The sequence below is a fragment of the Gluconacetobacter aggeris genome, assembly GCF_014174395.1.
Classification (GTDB): Bacteria; Pseudomonadota; Alphaproteobacteria; order Acetobacterales; family Acetobacteraceae; genus Gluconacetobacter; species Gluconacetobacter aggeris.
The window spans coordinates 67,393-87,194 of sequence record NZ_JABEQD010000016.1 but is presented as its reverse complement, the minus strand read 5'-3'; the positions used below and the strand labels follow the sequence as shown (position 1 = coordinate 87,194).

The following is a 19,802-nucleotide window of genomic DNA, read 5'->3' as shown; positions in this document are numbered from 1 at the left end:
CCCGATGACGCTGCCGGATCGCTTCATCGACCACAACACCCAGGACGCCCAGTATCGCGAGGCCGGGCTCGACGCCACCGCCATCGCAGCCACCGCCATGCACGCTCTGGGGCTCGAACAGAGCACCCAACCCCTGCTAAAGGTGACGATCGGACCGAAAGCATGATTGTTATGCGACGTATGACCTTCCCCCGCTCCCTTTCCCTCTCCCTCGCGCTCGGCACCGCCCTCGCGGCGATACCGGTGGCCCTCCCGCTGCTGTCCGCGCCCCCGGCGCTGGCCCAGTCGGCCCCGGCGGCAGCCGTCACGGGGCCCGTCAGCGCGCTCTATGCCGGCCTGGGCCAGATCCAGGCCCGCAACAGCGGCAGTTTCGCGCAGCGGGCGCAGATTCTGGGCCCGGTGGTGGACAGGGTCTATGATCTTGAAGCCGTACTGCGCGCCTCGGTGGGCCTGCGCTATGCCGGCTTCAGCGATGCCGACAAGCAGCAGCTTCGCGATGTGTTCCGCCAGTTCACGGTGGCCCGCTACGTCTCCAGCTTCAAGCCGGGCGGCGACGCGCGCTTCACCATCGATCCGACGCCCCGCCCCTCCCCGGTCGGCAGCGACCAGATCGTGACCACCCATATCGGCTCGGCCGAGGATGCGGAGGGCACCGAGATCGATTACGTCATGCGCTCCGGCCCGCAGGGCTGGCGGATCGTGGACGTGCTGCTGAACGCGCATATCAGCCAGGTCGCGGCCCAACGGTCCGATTTCAGCGCGACGCTTTCATCTGGGAATGTCCAGAACCTCATCGCCCTGCTACAGAAAAAGGTCCGGGCGTTCTCCGAGGACTGATCCTCGCCCCGCCCGACCACGCCGCCCCCCTTGCCGGAACACTGATGTCTGCCTTGCACGCCCTTGCCTCTCCCGCCGGTGTTGCCGCCCTACTCGCGGCGGCCGGCTGCGTGCAGGCGGGGCTCGGCACCGGGCTGCTGGCGCGTTTCCGCCGGCGCGAGGAACGGGTGCCCCCGGGCGGCTCGCTCCCCCCCGTCACGATCCTCAAGCCCCTGCACGGCGACGAGCCGCTGCTGGAAGAGGCGCTGGAAAGCTTCTGTACCCAGGATTACCCGCATTTCCAGATCGTCTTCGGCGTCCAGGATGCCGGCGATCCGGCCATCGCGATCGTCCGCCGCCTGCGCCAGCGCCACCCCGCGCTGGACCTCGACCTGGTGGTCGATCCGACCATGCATGGGGTCAATCGCAAGATCGGCAACCTGATCAACATGCTGCCCCGGGCGCGGCACGATCTGCTGGTCATCTCCGACTCGGACATCCATGTGGCGCCGGACTATCTGCGCCACGTCGTCCACGCGCTGGCGCAGCCCGGCGTGGGGCTGGCCACCACGCTCTATGCGGGCCTGCCGGCCTCGCACAGCCTGCCCCGCCTGCTGGCCGCCTGCCAGATCAACCATAATTTCCTGCCCGGCGTCATGCTGTCACGCTATCTGGGCCGGCAGGACTGCCTGGGCGCCACCATGGCCCTGCGGCGCGAAACGCTGGACGCCGTCGGCGGGCTGCAGGCCCTGGTGCCCCATGTCGCCGACGACGCCGTGCTGGGCCGCCTGGTGCGCGAGCGCGGGCTGCATATCGCCATCGCGCCGTGCATGACCTGGACCACGGTGGGCGAGGCCGGATTCGGCGACGTGCTGACGCACGAACTGCGCTGGGGCCGCACCGTCAAGACGCTGGAACCGGCGGGCTATGCCGCCTCGGCCATCCAGCTCCCACTCTTCTGGGCCGGGGTCAGCGTCCTGCTCTGCCCCCATGCGCAATGGACATGGTGGGTCTTCCTCACCGTCTGGGCTGTCCGGGCGGTCTGCGCCTTCTTCACCGACCGGCTGCTGGCCCAGCGCAGCCTTCTTCCGCTGCTGCTGCTCCCGGCACGCGACTGGCTGTCCGCCGCCATCATGGTGGGCAGCATCAGCGGCACACGCGTTGCCTGGCGTGGACAGACGATGCATATCACACCACATTCGGCTATAGCGCCACCTACCCATCCGATCGTGCCGGGCGAATAACCGCCCGCCACGACATCAACAGACAGACCGGGAAAACGGCCGTGCCGGGCCCACTCTCCCCACGTCCGAGGATCAGCGTACCATGACCATGTTGAGAACCTTGTTCCTGCAGCCCCCCTCCTTCGACGGGTTCGACGGCGGCGCCGGCTCCCGCTACCAGGCAAAGCGCGAGATCCGGTCGTTCTGGTATCCGACCTGGCTGGCCCAGCCCGCCGCCCTGGTCGAAGGCAGCCGCCTGATCGACGCCCCCCCGGCACGGATGGGCATGGAGCCGATTCTCGAGGACGTGCGCAATCGCGACCTGGTCATCATGCACACCTCCACGCCCTCCTTCGCGTCGGACGTGAAGGTGGCGCAGATGCTCAAGGACGAGAATCCCAGGCTCAAGATCGGCATGGTCGGCGCCAAGGTCGCGGTCCAGGCGGAAGAAAGCCTGCTGAAGGCCCCGCCGGTCGATTTCGTCGCCCGCAACGAGTTCGACTTCACGATCAAGGAAATCGCCGAGGGCCGCCCCTTCGCCGAGGTCGACGGCATCTCCTGGCGCAACGAAGCCGGCGAGATCGTCCATAACCGCGACCGCGCGATCATCGAGAACATGGACAGCCTGCCGTTCGTGACCGAGGTCTACAAGCGCGACCTCAAGATCGAGGATTATTTCATCGGGTACCTGATGCACCCGTATATCTCGATCTACACCGGCCGCGGCTGCAAATCGCGCTGCACCTTCTGCCTGTGGCCGCAGACGGTCGGCGGGCACCACTACCGCACCCGCAGCCCCGAGCACGTGGCGGCCGAAATCCGCCTGGCGAAGCAGTATTTCCCGCAGGTGAAGGAATTCTTCTTCGACGACGACACCTTCACCGACGACCTGCCCCGCGCCGAGGCCATCGCGAAGGAACTCGGCAAGCTGGGCGTCACCTGGTCGTGCAACGCCAAGGCCAACGTGCCGCGCAAGACGCTGGAAGTGCTGAAGGCCAACGGCCTGCGCCTGCTGCTGGTCGGCTATGAAAGCGGCAACCAGCAGATCCTGCACAACATCAAGAAGGGCATGCGCGTCGAAACCGCGCGCGAGTTCACCAGGAACTGCCACGAGCTGGGCATCAAGATCCACGGCACCTTCATCCTCGGCCTGCCCGGCGAGACCAGGGAGACGATCCAGGAGACGATCAAGTTCGCCACCGAGATCAACCCCCACACGCTCCAGGTCTCCCTCGCCGCCCCCTATCCCGGCACCTTCCTGCACAAGCAGGCGACCGAGAATGGCTGGCTGGACGAGAGCAACGCCGAACTGATCGACGAGAACGGCGTGCAGATGGCCCCGCTGCACTATCCCCACCTGTCGCACGAGGAAATCTTCAAGGGCGTCGAGGAATTCTACCGGAAATTCTATTTCCGCGTCCCCAAGATCGCCTCCATCGTCAACGAGATGGTGCGCAGCCCGCAGATGATGAAGCGCCGCCTGCGCGAAGGCGTCGAATTCTTCCAGTTCCTCAAGGATCGTCGCGCGGCCTGATTCAAGGGCTTTGCCCTTGACCCACCAAAGGGCATAGCCCTTTGGAAACCCATTCGTGGGGTGCAGGGCCTCAGGCCCTGCCGGGTCCAGGGCAGCGCCCTGGCTCTGCTTCAATCTTAAAGCGCGTATCGGATCGCACCATGAAGCGCGTGATCATCTCCGCCGACGATTTCGGTCTGTCGGAGGAAGCCAACGAAGCCATCGAGATCGCCCATCGCGACGGGCTGCTCTCCACCGCCAGCCTGATGGTGGCCGGCCCGGCGGCCCAGGACGCCATCGCCCGCGCACGCCGCCTGCCCGGCCTCCATGTCGGCCTGCACCTGGTGGTCATCGAAGGCCCCGCGGTCCTCCCCCCCTCCGAAATCCCCCTGCTGGTGAATGCGGAAGGCCAGTTCCCCTCCGACCAGCTCGGGCTCGGCATCCGCTATTTCTTCCGCCCCGACATCCGCCTGCAACTGGCGGTCGAAATCGAGGCCCAGTTCGCCGCCTTCGCCCGCACCGGCCTGCGGCTGGACCACGCCAACGCCCACAAGCACATGCACCTCCACCCCACGGTGGGCAAATACCTGATCGAAAGCGGCCTGCGCCACGGCCTGCAAGCCGTCCGCGTCCCCCTGGAACCGCCCGAGCCCCTGATCGCGGCCGGCACCTACAACGATTCGATGGGCTCGGCCGCCCTGCGCCGCTGGACAAACGTACTGCGCCACCAGGCCCGCAAGGCCGGCCTGCGCACCAACGACTGGTGCTTCGGCATCGCCTGGAGCGGCCACATGACCGCCGACCGCGTCGCCGCCCTGGCCGCCCACCTGCCCGAAGGGCTCTCGGAAATCTATTTCCACCCGGCCACGGCAAAAAACACGCTGCTCGAACACCTGATGCCGACCTACGACCACCAGGGCGAACTCACCGCCCTGTGCAGCCCGGGCTTCCGCGCCGGGCTGGCCCATTGCCACGCCATCCCGACAAGCTGGTCGGCCTGAGCCCCACGGGCGATCCCCTGCTCATGATATGATACTTCCCACCACGGAGGTATCGATGCGCTTTCATTCCGCCGTACACACGCTCTTTCATGCGCCGAGCTATGCCGGCCATGCCGCATCCCATGCGTTCATGGGTCGCATTCTCCACACGGCATACAACGCCATGCTCTATTCGACGATCTACCGGATCATGCGCCACCTGCCGTTGCCGCTCGTCATCATCATGCTTGTCGTGATTGCCCTCATTCTCTACCGCCGCGCCCAGAACACAGGACGCAGCCCATGGTAGCTCTCCTGCCCATGGAGGACGCTCCTGCCATGGCTGGGCTCGCCCCCCTCGAACAGCCCTCCGCGCACCGCAAGGCAGCACCGCCTTTAACGTGATTTTTAAAAAAAACATTTCTTCTGATGGCGAACATTCAGGAGAACGACCGTGAGTGACTTGTTTACAAATGGCGGCACGAATACGACCACGCGAACCTACACATCGTCCGGGACAACTATTGTAAATCCCTCTCCGTCGAATACACTGACAAACACAAGCACAGGCGTACTATCATTCACACCACCAGCCGCAAACATTGTCGATATATATGGAAATCTGACAAATAGTGGATCTGTTTACTATAAACCATCTACTGTTGGCACAGGAAATAGTTTTTATCTTGGATCAAATTCTTCTAATACGCTAACCCAAACCGGCGGCACGATCACCTATAACCAGACGAACGGCACATCGGGCTCAAGTGTCTACCTGCAGTACGGCACCATCACCAACGATGCCACCAGTACCATCGATCTTCAGGCTGCGGCCGCCTCGACCATCAGTGCACCTTATGTTTCGAACCTGACGAATGCCGGAACGATCAAAGTCATCGATACCAGCGGTACCGGCATGACATCGAACTGGGGCGTCGGCACCGGTACATTTAACAATACTGGCTCATTTTCCATTGACGATTCTGCCGGAACGTCGGGATCGACCACGAATTTGAGCTTCAAGACGATCAACAATAGCGGAACTGTCAGCTTCAATGTCCCCGGGGCCTCGACTGCCATCACCACCGTTGGCTCGGGTGGCTTTACCAATAGTGGAACATGGTCGATCACCTCCCACGGGCTTGGTGCCGGCAATATTCAGATCATAGGAGGCACGGCAGCTTACACGAATACCGGAACAATCAATGTCTCGGATGCCAATCTGATAGTCGCCAATGCGCTGACCGGCACAGGAGGCATCGTCAATCTCGGCAACAATGCCAACGTCACTCTCAACGGCTCCAATACAGGTAGCGGCCAGACCTTCAATTTCTCAGGTGCCGACAACACGCTGAACATCCTGAACGGTGCCAGCTTCACGGGCGTCCTCCGCGGCTTCAGCCAGGGTGACACGCTCCAGTTGCACGTCCCGGGAACCCCGACCTACAACACGAATACAGGTATTCTGACGATCACAAGCGGCACCCACGTCTATACCTACGATGTCGGCAAAGGTTACACGGGCACCTTCTCCGATACGCTGGGCACCGTTACCTATTCCGGGGCGACTCCCTGCTATCTCGCCGGTTCCATGCTGCGAACGCCTCACGGCGACAGGGCTGTGGAAACGCTGGATATTGGAGATCAACTGATCGCGCAGGATGCCGACACCGGCGCTGAAATCATCCGGGAAATCATCTGGGTCGGGAAAAAGGCCATCTCCGTCAATCCCCACCGCCCGGACGACGAATCCGGCTACCCGGTCCGCGTGCTGAAAGACGCAATCGCAGAGGGCGTGCCTTACAAGGACATGCTGATCACGGCCGAGCATTGCCTGTTTTTCGACGGTCACTTCGTCCCGGCCCGCATGCTCGTCAATGGCCGCTCTATTTTCTACGATCGCTCCATGAATCACTTCGAAATCTATCACGTCGAAACCGAGATTCATTCGATCCTGATCGCCGATGGCGTGCTCTCGGAATCCTTCCTGAACACCGAGAACCACAGGTCGTTCCACCGAAGCAGCCCTGTCGTACCCATGAAGGCCGCCCCCTCTCTGACATGGGATGACGCAGCAGCCCCTCTCGGCATATCGCGTGCGTTCGCCGAGCCGCTGTTTCGTCAGATCGAATCCCACGCCATCCAGGCGGGACATCCCGTGCAGGACGACGCCCCTGCACTGTCAGAAGACCCCGATCTGCATCTCGTCACACGAAACGGCACAATCATCCGTCAGGCACGCACATATGGCGATCGTGTCGTATTCATGATCCCGGCACATATCGATTCGGTGTGGATCATGTCCAACACCAGCCGCCCCAGCGACGTCATCGGCCCGTTCGTCGACGACCGCCGCCATATGGGCGTCGCGATCGGTGAAATCACGATGTTCGAAGCCAATCATGCCCACACCCTCACGGCCCATATGACCGAAGAGACACTGGACGGTTGGCATGGACTGCAAGCCGATGGGCTCCGCTGGACAGCAGGTCATGCCCTCCTGCCCCTTGGAGACCGCCAACCCGACAGCGTCGCCCTGCTCTCCATCCAGATCAGAGCCGCAGGACCCTATCTTCTCGAAAACACGATCCGCAGCAAAGCCACGCTTCTCGCATAACAGGCAGGATCAGGCGGCGCGCAACCGGCGCGCCGCCCTCGTCCCGCCGCAGCCTCAAATGCTGCTCTTGACCCATTCCTTGAGCTGGCTCTTCGGCAGTGCGCCGACCTTGGTGGCCGCCGGCTTGCCGTCCTTGAACAGGATCAGCGTCGGAATGCCGCGCACGGCATAGGCATTGGGCGTGCTCGGGTTGTCGTCGATATTCACCTTCGCAACCGTCAGCTTGCCCTTGAACTCGGCGCCGATCTCTTCCAGCGCGGGGGCGATCATCTTGCACGGGCCGCACCATTCGGCCCAGAAATCGACCAGCACCGGCCCTTCGGCCTTCAGTACATCGCTTTCGAAAGTGGCGTCGCTGACGGCCACGGTGTTCTCGCTCATCACATCACTCCTCGGGCTTCGTTGGCGGCCCTCTGCCTGCACATGGCGCCGGACCACCGGGATTCAAGTTACGCTCCGTCCGGCACGGCGCCCGGCGCATGCCGCGCCAGCAGCGAATCGGGCAACGGCATAATCCGGACCTCCTCGGTCCAGACAAGGGTGCATCGAACCGGCCGATCAGGATAGAGGGCAGCCATCAGCGCCCTGTACGACGCCATCTGACGCAGATACAGCACCGATGTCGACTCCACGTCCTTCGGCGGCAGGCGGTTGGTCTTGAAATCGCATAGCAGCACCGCGTCGGGGCACACCACCATCCGGTCCACCTGCCCCACGATCACGCTGCCCCCGGCCACACCGGCCACCGGCTGCTCCGCCCGGCTGCCGGGCCCGAACAGGGGGGCCAGCGCCGGCTCGTCCATCACCGCCAGCACCTGCCCGGCAATCCGCGCCTGTTCCGCCGCATCCAGCCCGTTGCCCGGCCGCGCCAGCCACGCCAGCGCCACCTCCCGCCGCCGCGCCGGCGGATGATCGGGCAGATATTGCAGCAGCGCATGCACGATCTCGCCCCGCCGCAACGCCTGCTCCCGCGCCGCCGGGCGCCGGGCCCGAGCAATGGCCAGCGGCGAGCGCACGGCCGGCTGCGGCCCCAGCGGCGCATCGTCCGGCCGGCTGGGCACCAGCGGCCGCAGCAGCGCCGCTTCCACCGGCGGCGCCGTCGCCACCCAATCGGGCGCCCGCCCCATCCATCCCGGCAAAGGCGCCGGCGCGGCCTCGGCACGCGGCGCGCGCACCTCCGTCGAGGCCACGGCAGCCGGCGCCTCCAGCACCAGCCGCGTGCCCTCCCATCCCAGCTCGAAGGGCCGCTCCTCCGCCCCCGCCTGCTCGAACCCCTGCCGGCACAGGCTGTACCAGCAATCCTCGGCCACGTTGCGCTTCTGCTGCCAGCCACACACCACCAGCCGGTCGCTGGCCCGCGTCAGCGCCACATACAGCAGCCGATGATATTCCTCCGCCGCCGCCTCGCGGATCGTGCTCTGCAAGGCGCCGGTCACACCCACGCCCATATCGACGCGCGGCACCCATACCGGCAATTCCAGCCCCGACTTCTCGTCCCGCCCCCAGACAATCCCGCCATCGAATTTCGCGGCCCCCACCGTATCGGGCAGGATCACCAGCCGCGCCTGCAAACCCTTGGCGCCATGGGCGGTCATCACCCGCACCATGTCGGCTGCCGCATCGGGCTCGCGCTTCACACTCTCCTGCGACGCCCGCAGCCAGTGCAGAAACCCCTGAAGCGACGCCGGATGCAGCGATTCATAGCGCAACGCGGCCGACAGCAGCTCGTCCACCGGCTCGGCCGCCTCCGGCCCCAACCGCGCCAGCAGCCGCGCCCGCCCCCCCAGCGGCCCCAGCGCCTCGGACAGCAATCCATAGGGCGAGGCATAATCCACCCGGCGGAACAGCGTCCCCAGCATCGTCCACGCCGCCTGCCACTCCGGCCGCTCGCCCTGCCGATCCCGCAGCGCCGCCCAGAGCGGCTTCTCCCCCCGCCCGGCCGCCAGCGCCAGCAGACTGTCGTCCGACACCCCACCCAGCGGCGAGGTCAGCACGCAGGCCAGCGTCAGATCGTCCTGCGGCAGCAGCAGCGCATCGCACAGCGCCATCAGGTCCTGCACCGCCACCTGGTCCACCAGCCCGGTCCGCACCAGGGTCGCCACCGGCACGTCATGCGTCTTCAGCGCCCGGATCAGCGCCCGCACAAAGGCCGAGCGCCGGGGCACCAGCACCAGCACATCCCCCGGCGTCAGCGGCGCCTGCCCCGGCTCGGGCGGCCTGCGCAGCTCGGCGACGATCCACGCCGCCAGCGTATCCGCCAGCCGCTGCGCGGCCGTGGACTGGCCCGCATTCTCGCGCGGCGCCCGCCACGGATCGGGCGCCCCGCCATCATCCTCCACCGGCGTCAGCGGCCATAATTCGACCCGCCCGCCCTGCCCCGGCCGCGCGGACAGGTGCACCGGCACCTCGCCCCCGGGCTCGACCAGCCCCCGCGCCGCGTCGGGCAAGGCAAAGACCGCATCGACCAGATTCAAAACCGGCGCGGTGGACCGGAACGAAACCGTCAGCGCCGGCTCCTTCCACGGGCTCCCCGCCTCCTCCACCCGCCGCCGGAACCGCGCCCGCCACAGCCGAAAAGCCTCAGGATCGGCCCCCTGGAACGAATAGATCGACTGCTTGTAATCCCCCACCGCGAACAAGGTGCGCGGCGCCGCATCCGGCTCCCGCGCCCCCGCCCCGGCAAAGAACTCCGCCGTCAGCCCACCCGCGATCGCCCACTGATCGGGCGAGGTATCCTGCACCTCGTCCAGCAGCAGATGATCGATACCGCCATCCAGCTTGTACAACACCCAGGCCGCACCAGGATCTTTCAGCAGATCCAGCGTGCGCTCGATCAGATCGTCATAATCGACCAGCCCCTGCCCGCGCTTGCGGTCGCCGTACCGCAGCAGCACCGGCACCGCGACATCCAGCAGCGCCATGGTGGCATGCAGCAGGGCAATCGCGCGGCATTCCTCATCCACGGCAATCACGCGCTCGGCCTCGGCCACCAGCGCGTCACACACACCCTCATGCTCGGTATCGAACTTCGCGCTCAGCCCGCCCCGCTTGCGCGGCGCATTCTCGCTGGTCACCAGCGCCGCCCGCCACACGCCCCACCGCGCCGCCCGCCCGTCCGGCGGCAACGCCAGCCAGTCGAGCATGGCGGCCGCCGTCCGCCGCGCACCGGGCGGCCCCTCTTCCGCCACCACGCGCAACGCGCCGCGCAGCCCCGCCTCATCCGGCGGCACGCAGCCGGCATGGCGCAGCGCCGCCTCATCCCGGCCCCGCACCCCCAGCACCCGCATCAGCGCGGCCTCGACCCCGGCCCGATCCACCGAAAGCCGGTCGACCACCGGCCGCAACCGCCGCATCTGGGTCTGCAAGCTGCCCACCAGCGCCGCAAAGGCGCCGACCATCACCTGCCCGGCCAGCAGCGTCACCGCATCCCCGCCCGCGCCGACCACGCCCTCCACCGCCTCGCCCAGCGCAATGCGGGCATCCGTATCCTCGACCAGCGTGAAATGCGGGCTGATCGCGGCCTCGACCGGAAAACGGCGCAACAGCGACTGGCAGAAGGCATGAATGGTGCCGATCCGCATCCCACCCGGCAGATCCAGCACGCGGGCGAACAATTCCCGCGCCGCCCGCCGCGCCCCCTCGCCCGGCGGCACCGACAGCGCCGCCAGTTCACGGTCCAGCTCGGCGTCCGACAGCGTCACCCACCGTCCCAGCCGGTTCTGCAGGCGGATCGCCATTTCCGCCGCCGCCGCCTTGGTAAAGGTCAGGCACTGAATCCGCGCCGGGTCCGACCCGGCCAGCGCCACCCCATCGGGCCCCAGACGCGGCAACATCAGCCGCAGCAACCGGTCGATCAGCAGCTTGGTCTTGCCGCTCCCCGCCGAAGCCGAGACGAACACCGAGGCTTCAGGGTCCGAAGCCTCCGCCTGCCGCGCATTGGCCAGCCCGATGGCATCCCGAGGGGTCAGAGTCATGGCGCCGCCTCATCACGCGCCGCACTCCACTCCGCCACCCGCGCCAGCCGCGCATAATCGGCAAAACGCGGGCTCTCCCCCGGATGCGGATGCGACAGATAAGGCTGGCCCGGATCGTCATACATCGCAATCAGCCCGCGCAGGCTCTCCCACGCCGCCGCGATCAGCTCCGCCAGCGCATCCCCTTCCGCCAAAGGCAGGATCTGCCCCGCCTCCGCCCCCCCGGTCAGCCGCCAATAGGCCAGCTCGCGCGCCGGCCCGGCCAGTTCGGGCCCGAACGCCCCCCGCTCGGCCATCGCCGCCTCCAGCACCAGTTGCGACGACCAGCCGGCCAGCACCGTCTTGCGGTTCGGCAGCGTCCCGGTCTTGTAGTCGATCAGCAGCAGCGCCCCCGCCGCATCCCGGTCGATCCGGTCCGCCCGCCCCCGCAGCAGAAACGGCCCGCCCGGCAGGTCGTTCAGCGTCGCCTTGCCGCTCTGCTCGGTGCGCGTCAGCACGATCGGCGCGCCCTCACCCGCCGCCCGCGCAGCCTCGGTCGCCACCACCCAGGCCGCGATCCGCTCCAGGCGCGGCGCCCACCACGCCGCCAGCGCCGGCCGCAACCGCGCTTCCACCAGCGCTTCGGCAAACAGCCCACGCAACCCCGCCTCACCGCCCCGCATCTCCACGGGCTGGCGAAACCAACGATCCAGCGCGGCATGCACGATGGTGCCGTAATCGGCCGCATCCGCCGGCTCCTCGATCTCCTTCAGCCGCCGCAACCCCAGAATATGCCGCGCATGGATCGCATACGGATCGCGCATCCAGGTCTCGATCTCGGTAATCGTCAGATTGCGCGGCCGCAGATCCACCGGCGGACAAGGCCGCGGCGGCGCCACCGGCCGCGGCGCCTCCGCCGACCGGTCCAGCCGTGCCAGCCACGACAGCGCCTCATGCGCCGGCACCGCCTGCCCCCGCCCGGCCAGGAACGCATCCAGCCGCACCAGCCACCGCGCCGGCACGGTCGGCGCCCCATCCCGCCGGCCGGGCACGGACAGCACAACCTCCCCCGCCGCACAGGCACAGGCCACGAAATCATGCGCCGCCTGCCCGATCGCCCGCTCCGGCGAAGGCAACCCCACCCGCGCCCGCATCGGTCGGCTCATCCACGGGCCCGGATCGGTGGCCGGCGGCCACACGCTCTCCACCAGCCCGCCCAGCACCATGGTCTCGACCGACTGCAACCGGGCCTCCATCAGGCCCCAGATGAAGATGCGCGGATGCAGCGCACTCTCGCTCCGCCCCCGCAACCCGCGCCGCGAGCGCACGGACAACCCGCCCATCGACGCCGTCAGCAACCCTTCCAGCACCCGCCCAGGCTGCGCCGGCAACACATCGCAGAACGCCACCAGCCCCGCCAGATGCTGGCCCAGCGCATTCCCGTCCTCCCCCGCCCACAACCGGTCGGCACCCGATTTCTCATCGGTCGCTGCCAGTGCCTCCGCCGCCGCGATCAACCCGGTCAACAGGTCGGCAACCGGCCGCGCCTCCGCCGACCACAGGCCCAGCACCGGCTCCAGACACCGTTCCAGCCGATCGACGAACCCGGCCAGATCCTCCGGCGCATCGGGCCGATCCGCCAGCGCCCCATGCGCATCGTCCCGCGCCGCCGCCAACCGGTCGCGCAGCCCCTCGAACCCCGGCCGAGGCGCCGGCCCCCGCAGCAACGCCCGCTCCAGCAACCGCGCCGAGGCACGGCACGCCCCCGGCGCCAATCCACACGCCGCCAGCGGATGCTTCAACAGCGACAGCAACGCCACCGGCGACAACCCACCCGCCGCCGCCCGCGCCAGCAGCCGCAGGAACACGGCAGGCGGCGTGGCATGCAACGGCTCGCCCGCACTGTCATCCGCCACCACGCCCCAGCGCGCCAGCTCCACCGCCACCCGCCCGGCCAGCCCCCGGTCGGGCGTCACCAGTGCCGCCCGGCGCCCCGGCGTCACGATCGCCTGCCGCAACACCAGCGCAATGGCGGCCGCTTCCTCCTGCTGGTCGGCGGCGCGCAGCACCGACAGCCCATCCAGCGCCACCACGCCCTCATCGCGCAGCCAGTCGCCCAGCGCCGCCGCCGGCAACAGGGCCCGCGCCAGCACCCCGCCCCGCCCGGCCGGGCAGGAGGCCGGCCCATCCGCCCCGCCATCCCACACCGCCAGATCCGCACGCACCCGCCCCAGCCCGGTCAGCAGCCGCGCCAACCCGGCCTGCGGATGCCCATCCGGCAGCGCCGCCCAGATCTCCTCATCCAGCGACAGGTCCACCCAGGGCAGCACCAGCCGACCGCCCGCCCGACCCAGCACGGCATCCAGCACGTCGCGCACGGCAGGCACCGCATCGGTAAACCCCACGGCCCACAAACGGGTTTCCGCATCCGGCGCGGCACGCCAGCGCCCGGCCTGCGCCCGCAGCAGCGCGACCTGCCGCGCCACCGGGTTCATCACCCCCTGCTCGGCCAGCCACGCCGGCCACACGCTGGTGACGATCGACAGAAACCGCAGCGTCTCCCGCCAATGTTCGGCAAAATCCCCGTCCGCCGCCAGCGGCAGCGTCTCGGCCAGATCGCACTCCGCCCATTCGGCATCATCCATCAGCTCGGCCAGGGCGCGGGCCAGCGGCCAGGCCTGATCCAGCGACAGAACCTCCCCGAACGCATCCCCCGCCTTCAGGATCAGCAGCGCCAGCGTCGCCAGCCGCCGCAACGACTCCACGGCGGGCGGCAGATCCAGCGCCATATCCCCCGACAGCGCCAGCCCCGCCTCGTCCAGGCTCCCCAGCGGCGCAATACGCGGCAGCAGCAGCGGCCTGCCATCGGCCCGGCGCAGAAACGCCTCGGTCAGCGCCCGCGCCGCCCGGCGGCTGGGCAGCAGGATCAGCCCGTCACCGCTCAGCTGCGGGTCGCCCCCCACCCCGTCCATCCAGCGGGCGGCAATCTCATCCAGAAAAGGCACATGCGGCGGAACGGTCGCAATGACGCTCACAAACTCACATCCCGTTCAGCCGCATCCGGCTCCCGCGCCAGCCGCAACGCCCGCGTCGCCACCGCCAGATCCTCCGGCCGGGACAGATGGCACCACACCGAATCATGCACGATGCCAAACAGCCGCTCCCGCGCGATGGCCGCATCCCACAGCCGGTTCAGGCTGAACGGCCCCGGCGGCGCCTCGGCAAACAAGGAAGGCGCGGCCAACTGCACCCCGGCAAACACATAGGGCGTCAGCGCCCCCCGCACCGCCCGGCGCAGCAACCCATCGGGCGCGGAGACAAAATCCCCCTGCCCGACCGCCCCCACCGCCAGGCTGGTCCGCGCCAGCAGCAGCAGCGCATCCATCCGCGCCGGATCGAAGGCGGCGGCCAGCCGGCACAGCGCCGGCACCGGCCCGTTCAGCCACAGCGAATCGCCATTCAGCAGAAAGAACGGCTCCGGCCCCAACGCCCCGTCCCGCAACGCGGCCGCGGCACTCCCGCCACTCTCCAGCAGCGTCTGCTCGGCCCGCACGACCACACGCGGCCCCAGCCCGGCCTCGGCACGGGCCCGCAGCGCCGCGCGCACCTTCCCGGCCTGCCAGCATACATTCACCACCACTTCGGCCACCCCGGCCTTGTCCAGCCGGTCCAGCACATGGTCCAGAATGGCCCGCCCATCGACCGCCAGCAGCGGCTTGGCCGTGTCCTCGGTCAGCGGCCGCATCCGGCTGCCGGCCCCGGCGGCGAACAGCATCGCCCGCTGCGGCATCGGAATGCTCATGCCCCCCTCCAGGCCGCCAGTTCGGCCCACACCGGCCGATCCTCCCACCCCGCGATCCGTGCGCAGCGCGTCTCCTCGCCCGTCACCAGCAGCTCGATCCGCAACGCTTCCACCGGCATCAGGGCTCCCAGCCGGTCCGGCCATTCCACCAGCACGATGCCCTCGCACGCATCGTCCCAGCCCAGCTCGTGCAGCCCCCCCGGCCCATCCAGCCGCCAGAGGTCGAAATGCGCGACCGGCGCCACCGGCGCGTCATAAGCCTGCACCAGCGTAAAGGTCGGGCTGGGCACCTCCATGTCCGGATCGCCACAGGCCGCGCGCAGAAAGGCGCGGGAAAACACGCTCTTCCCGGCGCCCAGCACGCCGGACAGCAGAATGGCGTCGCCCGGCCGCGCGGCACGGGCCAGCCGCCGCGCCAGGTCCCCCGTCGCCTCGGGGCTCGGCAGAATGATGGTCAGCGGTTCCATCCGGTCATGATGCCCGCCGCCCCGGCAGCGGCACAAGACCCCGTTTTCCCCGCCCCCGTATCCGCCATCTTGCACTCGGCCGAAACAGACCGCACAACCGAAGCCCTGATCGTTCAGCAGCGCAGCACCACGGAACCGACATGACCGACGCCCCCACCCTTTCCACCGATGTCGCCATCATCGGCGCCGGCCCCACCGGCCTGTTCGCGGCGTTCGAATGCGGCATGCTGAAGCTGGATTGCGTCCTGGTCGACGCGCTGGACAGCGTGGGCGGCCAGTGCGCCGCCCTCTATCCGGAAAAGCCGATCTACGACATCCCCGCCCACCCCGCGATCGAAGGCGCGGCGCTGATCGAGGCGCTGGACCGCCAGATCGCCCCCTTCGCCGTGCCCCGCCTGCTGGGCCGCCGGGTCGAAGGCCTGGCCGGCCATCGCGGCGCCTTCACGCTGCGCACCGACAAGGGCGACGTCATCAGCGCCCGCGCCGTCATCATCGCCGCCGGCGCCGGCGCCTTCGGCCCCAACCGTCCGCCTCTGACCGGGCTGGAAGGGTTCGAGGCCACGGGTGCCGTGCAATATTACGTCCGCCGCCGCGCCGATTTCACCGGCACCCGCATCGTCATCGCCGGCGGCGGCGATTCCGCCATCGACTGGGCCCTGGCCCTGAAGGACGAAGCCGAGAAGATCTGGCTGGTCCACCGCCGCGACCGTTTCCGCGCCGCGCCGGAAAGCCTGCGCCAGCTCGACGAAGCCGTGGCCGCCGGCCGCATCGAGAAGATCGTCCCCTACCAGCTCCACGGCCTGCACGGCACCGACGGCAAGCTGGAAGGCGTCGAGGTCGCAACCCTCGACGGCGACACCCGCGTGCTGGAAGCCGACCGCCTGCTGCCCTTCTTCGGCCTCTCGACCGATCTCGGCCCGATCGCCCAATGGGGCATCGACTCCATCCGCAGCACCATCCCGGTGGTCCCCTCAAGCTGCGAAACCTCGCTCCCCGGCATCTTCGCCATCGGCGACGTGGCCACCTATCCCGGCAAGCTGAAACTGATCCTGCAAGGCTTCAGCGAAGGCGCCATGGCCGCCCACGCCATCCACCCCATCGTGCGGCCCGATACGGCGCTGCATTTCGAGTATTCCACCAGCAAGGGCGTGCCCGGTTAAGCGTTCTTCTTTTGTCTTCCGAAAAAGAAGCAAAAAGACTTTTGATCCGTTCAGGGCCATCGCGTGTCCCCAGCACAAAATTCCTGAACGAATCAGAGTTTTTTGGTTCTTTTTTGCAAAAAAGAACATCTTTCCCCCGCGACATTGCACCAGGGTGAAATTGATCTATCGTCAGCCATCCCGACGGGAGCCCACCAAAACGTGCCAGTCGACGCTGAACCAAACGCCCCCGCCGCCTCGGCCGGCGGCATCCTGACCATCGACCTCGCCGCCCTGGCCGAAAATTACCGGAGGCTGCGCGACCATGTCGGCCCCGGCGTGACCTGCGCCGCCGCCGTCAAGGCCGATGCCTACGGGCTGGGCGCCGCCCGCGTGGTCCCGGAGCTGCACCGCGCCGGCTGCCGGACCTTCTTCGTCGCCCACCTGGCCGAAGGCGCCGCCATCCGCCCGCTGCTGGGCGCCGACAGCACGATCTTCGTCCTGAACGGCCCCATGCCGGGGACCGAAGCCGCCATGCGGCAGGCCGGGCTGGTCCCGGTCCTGAACAGCCTGGAGCAGATCGCCAACTGGCGCGCCCTGGCCCACCAGACTGGTACCCCCCTCCCCGCCGCGCTGCAACTCGACAGCGGCATGTCCCGCTTCGGCCTGTCGGACGCGGACGTGGCCACGCTTCTGTCCGAAGACACGCCGCTGGCCGGCCTCACCCCCCTCCTGGTCATGAGCCACCTGGCCTGCGCCGACGAACCCGCCCACCCCGCCAATCGCGCCCAGCGCACCACTTTCCTGCGCCTGCGCGCGCAACTGCCCGCCCTGCCGGCCAGCCTGGCGGCATCCTCCGGCCTGTTCCTCGGCCCGGACTGGCATTTCGACATGGTGCGCCCCGGCGCCGCGCTGTACGGCATCAACCCCACCCCGGGCCAGCCGAACCCGATGCTACCGGTGGTCCGCCTCCAGGCGCGGATCGTACAGACCCGCCAGATCGGCCCCGGAACGGCGGTGGGCTACGGCGCGGGCTTCATCGCCGACCGGCCCAGCCGGATCGCGACCCTGGGCGTAGGCTATGGCGACGGCTTCCCCCGCGCCATCGGCGGCCACGGCCACGCCATCCTGCCGGAACGGCCGGACCTCAGGCTGCCCATCGTCGGCCGCATCTCCATGGACTGCCTGGCCGTCGACGTCACAGCCCTGGGCGACACCCCGCTTGCGCCCGGCACGGCGCTGGACCTGATCGGCCCGCACCATTCGCTGGAAGACGCCGCCGAAGCCGCCGGCACCATCGGCTACGAACTGCTGACCGGCCTGGGCAGGCGCTATCACCGCATCTATCGCGCGGACGCATCACCACAGGGAGACAACAGGTGAAGGTTATCGTCATGGGCGCCGGGGTCATCGGCGTCACCACCGCCTGGTACCTGGCCAGACAGGGCCACGAGGTTACGGTGATCGACCGCCAGCCCGCCGCCGCGATGGAAACCTCCTTCGCCAATGCGGGCCAGGTCTCGCCCGGCTATTCCACCCCATGGGCCATGCCCGGCCTGCCGCTGAAGGCGCTGGGCTGGATGCTGAAGAAGGACAGCCCGCTGGTCATCCGCGCGCGGCTGGACCTGCCGATGCTGCGCTGGATGACGCAGCTCCTGGCCAACTGCAACGCCCATGCCTACGACATCAACAAGGCCCGCATGCTGCGGGTGGCCGAATATAGCCGCGACTGCCTGACCGAACTGCGCGCGGAAACCGGCATCACCTATGACGACCGCCAGAAGGGCCTGATCCAGCTCTTCCGCACCCAGGCCCAGCTCGACCACGCGCAGGACGACATGCGCCTGCTCACCGAGAGCAACGTGCCCCACCAATTGCTCGACCCGGCGCAGATCGTGGCGCGCGAACCCGGCCTGGCCCATGCCAGCCACCTGCTGAAGGGCGGCCTGTACCTGCCGGGCGACGAATCCGGCGACGCGCACATGTTCACCCAGCGCCTGTCGCAGAAGGCCGCGGAACTGGGCGTCACCTTCCGCTATGAGACCCGCATCGAGGGGCTGGACGCCAGCGCCACCGGGATCATGGGCGTCCGCACCTCCGCCGGCCGCGTCACGGGCGACGCCTATGTCCTGGCCCTGGGCAGCTACTCGCCGCTGATGCTGCGCCCGCTGGGCATCAGGCTGCCGGTCTACCCGGTCAAGGGCTACTCGCTGACGGTCCCCCTCACGGACGAGACCCGCGCGCCCACCTCCACCGTCAATGACGAGAGCTACAAGGTCGCCATGACCCGGCTGGGCGACCGCATCCGCATCGGCGGCACTGCCGAGCTGACCGGCTACAGCCTGCGCCTCAGTCCCGACCGTCGCCGCACGCTGGAACGCTCCTTCTCCGAGCTGTTCGGCGGCGGCGACCTCACCCGCGCCACCTACTGGACCGGCCTGCGCCCCAACACCCCCGACGGCACCCCGGTCATCGGCCCGTCGGGCCGCTTCGGCAATCTCTGGCTCAACACCGGCCACGGCACGCTCGGCTGGACCATGGCCTGCGGCTCCGGCCAATTGCTGGCGGACCTCATCGACGGCCGCCGCCCAGCCATCCCCCACCTCGACCTCTCCATCAGCCGCTACACCGCCTGACCACGCGCGCTGGCTGCACGCCAGCGCGCATTTTATCATGTCGGCCGGTCATAGAGAGGCAGTCGCCCCACAACTATGCCCAACCCGACAGGTTGCCAGAACACAGGGCAGCAGAGGCTGCGCTCCCCAGCCCGAGCCTCCCTCCCGAACGGAAAGAATCGGGTCGCCACTCCCGGATAAATGATAAAATCTTCCCGATCGGGAAGATCAAGCCTACCGAAAGCGTCATATGGCCCTTTTCTTCCCGATCGGGAAGAATCCTGTTGCTGCGGCCTCATCAGCTCTATAATCTTCCCGATCGGGAAGTATCACCTGTCGGGCTGCAACCATCGCGGGGAAGCAAAGAGCATAGAGATGAACGCACGCGAATTCGGAGAAATGATCCGCGACAAGCGGACGCAGGCTGGAATGACACAGCGGCAGCTCGCAATGATCTCGAATGTTGGTGAACGATTTGTCGTAGAACTGGAACAGGGAAAGGGAACATCCCAGTTGGGCAAGGCGCTGGCTGTTGCCGACCAGGTTGGGGCATTTCTCACAACCTCGGACTTCCAGACCCAAATGCTACGGAAAGCACAGGCGGCCGGGATCTCGCAAAAGCGGATTGCCGAAATGCACGGCCCCTCTGATGCCCGTCTCCGAAGAAAATCTTGACC

At 68.0% G+C, this 19,802-nt stretch carries 15 protein-coding genes; 10 read left to right on the top strand and 5 right to left on the bottom strand.

Annotated elements, in window-relative coordinates; genetic code table 11:
- The first annotated feature begins 162 nt into the window (after positions 1-162).
- From HLH36_RS17320 to HLH36_RS17295, 6 genes are all read left to right on the top strand, one after another.
- Complete coding sequence (locus tag HLH36_RS17320) at positions 163-837, top strand: ABC transporter substrate-binding protein (RefSeq protein ID WP_182987542.1); 675 nt, start codon at positions 163-165, stop codon at positions 835-837.
- 44 nt (positions 838-881) lie between these two features.
- Complete coding sequence (hpnI, locus tag HLH36_RS17315; RefSeq protein WP_182987541.1) at positions 882-2,060, top strand: bacteriohopanetetrol glucosamine biosynthesis glycosyltransferase HpnI; 1,179 nt, start codon at positions 882-884, stop codon at positions 2,058-2,060.
- A gap of 88 nt (positions 2,061-2,148) precedes the next feature.
- Entirely contained in the window at positions 2,149-3,573 is a 1,425-nt protein-coding gene (hpnJ, locus tag HLH36_RS17310) for a hopanoid biosynthesis associated radical SAM protein HpnJ (RefSeq protein ID WP_182987549.1), read from the top strand.
- Between the two features lie 140 nt (positions 3,574-3,713).
- Complete coding sequence (hpnK, locus tag HLH36_RS17305; protein ID WP_182987540.1) at positions 3,714-4,553, top strand: hopanoid biosynthesis-associated protein HpnK; 840 nt, start codon at positions 3,714-3,716, stop codon at positions 4,551-4,553.
- A gap of 55 nt (positions 4,554-4,608) precedes the next feature.
- Positions 4,609-4,842: a hypothetical protein gene (locus HLH36_RS17300; protein WP_182987539.1), complete on the top strand. Its 234-nt coding sequence runs from the start codon at positions 4,609-4,611 to the stop codon at positions 4,840-4,842.
- A 144-nt stretch (positions 4,843-4,986) separates the two neighbouring features.
- Entirely contained in the window at positions 4,987-7,149 is a 2,163-nt protein-coding gene (locus tag HLH36_RS17295) for a Hint domain-containing protein (protein ID WP_182987538.1), read from the top strand.
- A 54-nt stretch (positions 7,150-7,203) separates the two neighbouring features.
- Here the strand turns inward: HLH36_RS17295 and trxA are convergent, their stop codons facing one another.
- The 5 genes from trxA to tsaE form a co-directional block, all read right to left on the bottom strand.
- Positions 7,204-7,530, bottom strand: coding sequence for a thioredoxin TrxA (gene trxA / locus HLH36_RS17290; RefSeq protein ID WP_182987537.1), 327 nt, complete (start codon positions 7,528-7,530; stop codon positions 7,204-7,206).
- A 68-nt stretch (positions 7,531-7,598) separates the two neighbouring features.
- The gene (gene addA, locus HLH36_RS17285) at positions 7,599-11,123 is read right to left on the bottom strand and encodes a double-strand break repair helicase AddA (RefSeq protein ID WP_182987536.1); all 3,525 of its coding nucleotides are present in this window, start codon (positions 11,121-11,123) and stop codon (positions 7,599-7,601) included.
- Entirely contained in the window at positions 11,120-14,137 is a 3,018-nt protein-coding gene (gene addB, locus HLH36_RS17280) for a double-strand break repair protein AddB (RefSeq protein WP_182987535.1), read from the bottom strand. The genes addA and addB overlap by 4 nt, the downstream gene beginning before the upstream one ends.
- Positions 14,134-14,904: a nucleotidyltransferase family protein gene (locus HLH36_RS17275; protein ID WP_182987534.1), complete on the bottom strand. Its 771-nt coding sequence runs from the start codon at positions 14,902-14,904 to the stop codon at positions 14,134-14,136. Before HLH36_RS17275 ends, addB begins: the two co-directional genes overlap by 4 nt.
- Positions 14,901-15,371 (bottom strand): tRNA (adenosine(37)-N6)-threonylcarbamoyltransferase complex ATPase subunit type 1 TsaE, encoded by a 471-nt coding sequence (gene tsaE / locus HLH36_RS17270; protein WP_182987533.1) that lies wholly within the window; start codon positions 15,369-15,371, stop codon positions 14,901-14,903. Before tsaE ends, HLH36_RS17275 begins: the two co-directional genes overlap by 4 nt.
- Positions 15,372-15,511: 140 nt before the next feature.
- Here tsaE and HLH36_RS17265 point away from each other — a divergent pair, with 140 nt between their 5' ends.
- The 4 genes from HLH36_RS17265 (at position 15,512) to HLH36_RS17250 (ending at position 19,800) form a co-directional block, all read left to right on the top strand.
- Positions 15,512-16,531, top strand: a complete 1,020-nt coding sequence (locus tag HLH36_RS17265) for an NAD(P)/FAD-dependent oxidoreductase (protein WP_182987532.1) — start codon at positions 15,512-15,514, stop codon at positions 16,529-16,531.
- Positions 16,532-16,732: 201 nt separating this feature from the next.
- On the top strand, positions 16,733-17,893 hold the full coding sequence (gene alr / locus HLH36_RS17260) for an alanine racemase (protein WP_338030485.1): 1,161 nt from the start codon (positions 16,733-16,735) through the stop codon (positions 17,891-17,893).
- Positions 17,869-19,146, top strand: a complete 1,278-nt coding sequence (locus tag HLH36_RS17255) for a D-amino acid dehydrogenase (RefSeq protein ID WP_182987547.1) — start codon at positions 17,869-17,871, stop codon at positions 19,144-19,146. The genes alr and HLH36_RS17255 overlap by 25 nt, the downstream gene beginning before the upstream one ends.
- 354 nt (positions 19,147-19,500) lie before the next feature.
- The gene (locus tag HLH36_RS17250) at positions 19,501-19,800 is read left to right on the top strand and encodes a helix-turn-helix domain-containing protein (protein WP_182987531.1); all 300 of its coding nucleotides are present in this window, start codon (positions 19,501-19,503) and stop codon (positions 19,798-19,800) included.
- Positions 19,801-19,802 lie beyond the last annotated feature (2 nt).

Bases quoted from the DNA above. Each gene is read 5' to 3' on its own strand.
- tsaE (WP_182987533.1), bottom strand. From the start codon at position 15,371: ATGGAACCGCTGACCATCATTCTGCCGAGCCCCGAGGCGACGGGGGAC.
- hpnI (WP_182987541.1), top strand. From the start codon at position 882: ATGTCTGCCTTGCACGCCCTTGCCTCTCCCGCCGGTGTTGCCGCCCTA.
- HLH36_RS17275 (WP_182987534.1), bottom strand. From the start codon at position 14,904: ATGAGCATTCCGATGCCGCAGCGGGCGATGCTGTTCGCCGCCGGGGCC.
- trxA (WP_182987537.1), bottom strand. From the start codon at position 7,530: ATGAGCGAGAACACCGTGGCCGTCAGCGACGCCACTTTCGAAAGCGAT.
- HLH36_RS17250 (WP_182987531.1), top strand. From the start codon at position 19,501: ATGAACGCACGCGAATTCGGAGAAATGATCCGCGACAAGCGGACGCAG.
- HLH36_RS17320 (WP_182987542.1), top strand. From the start codon at position 163: ATGATTGTTATGCGACGTATGACCTTCCCCCGCTCCCTTTCCCTCTCC.
- hpnK (WP_182987540.1), top strand. From the start codon at position 3,714: ATGAAGCGCGTGATCATCTCCGCCGACGATTTCGGTCTGTCGGAGGAA.
- hpnJ (WP_182987549.1), top strand. From the start codon at position 2,149: ATGTTGAGAACCTTGTTCCTGCAGCCCCCCTCCTTCGACGGGTTCGAC.
- addA (WP_182987536.1), bottom strand. From the start codon at position 11,123: ATGACTCTGACCCCTCGGGATGCCATCGGGCTGGCCAATGCGCGGCAG.
- HLH36_RS17265 (WP_182987532.1), top strand. From the start codon at position 15,512: ATGACCGACGCCCCCACCCTTTCCACCGATGTCGCCATCATCGGCGCC.
- HLH36_RS17300 (WP_182987539.1), top strand. From the start codon at position 4,609: ATGCGCTTTCATTCCGCCGTACACACGCTCTTTCATGCGCCGAGCTAT.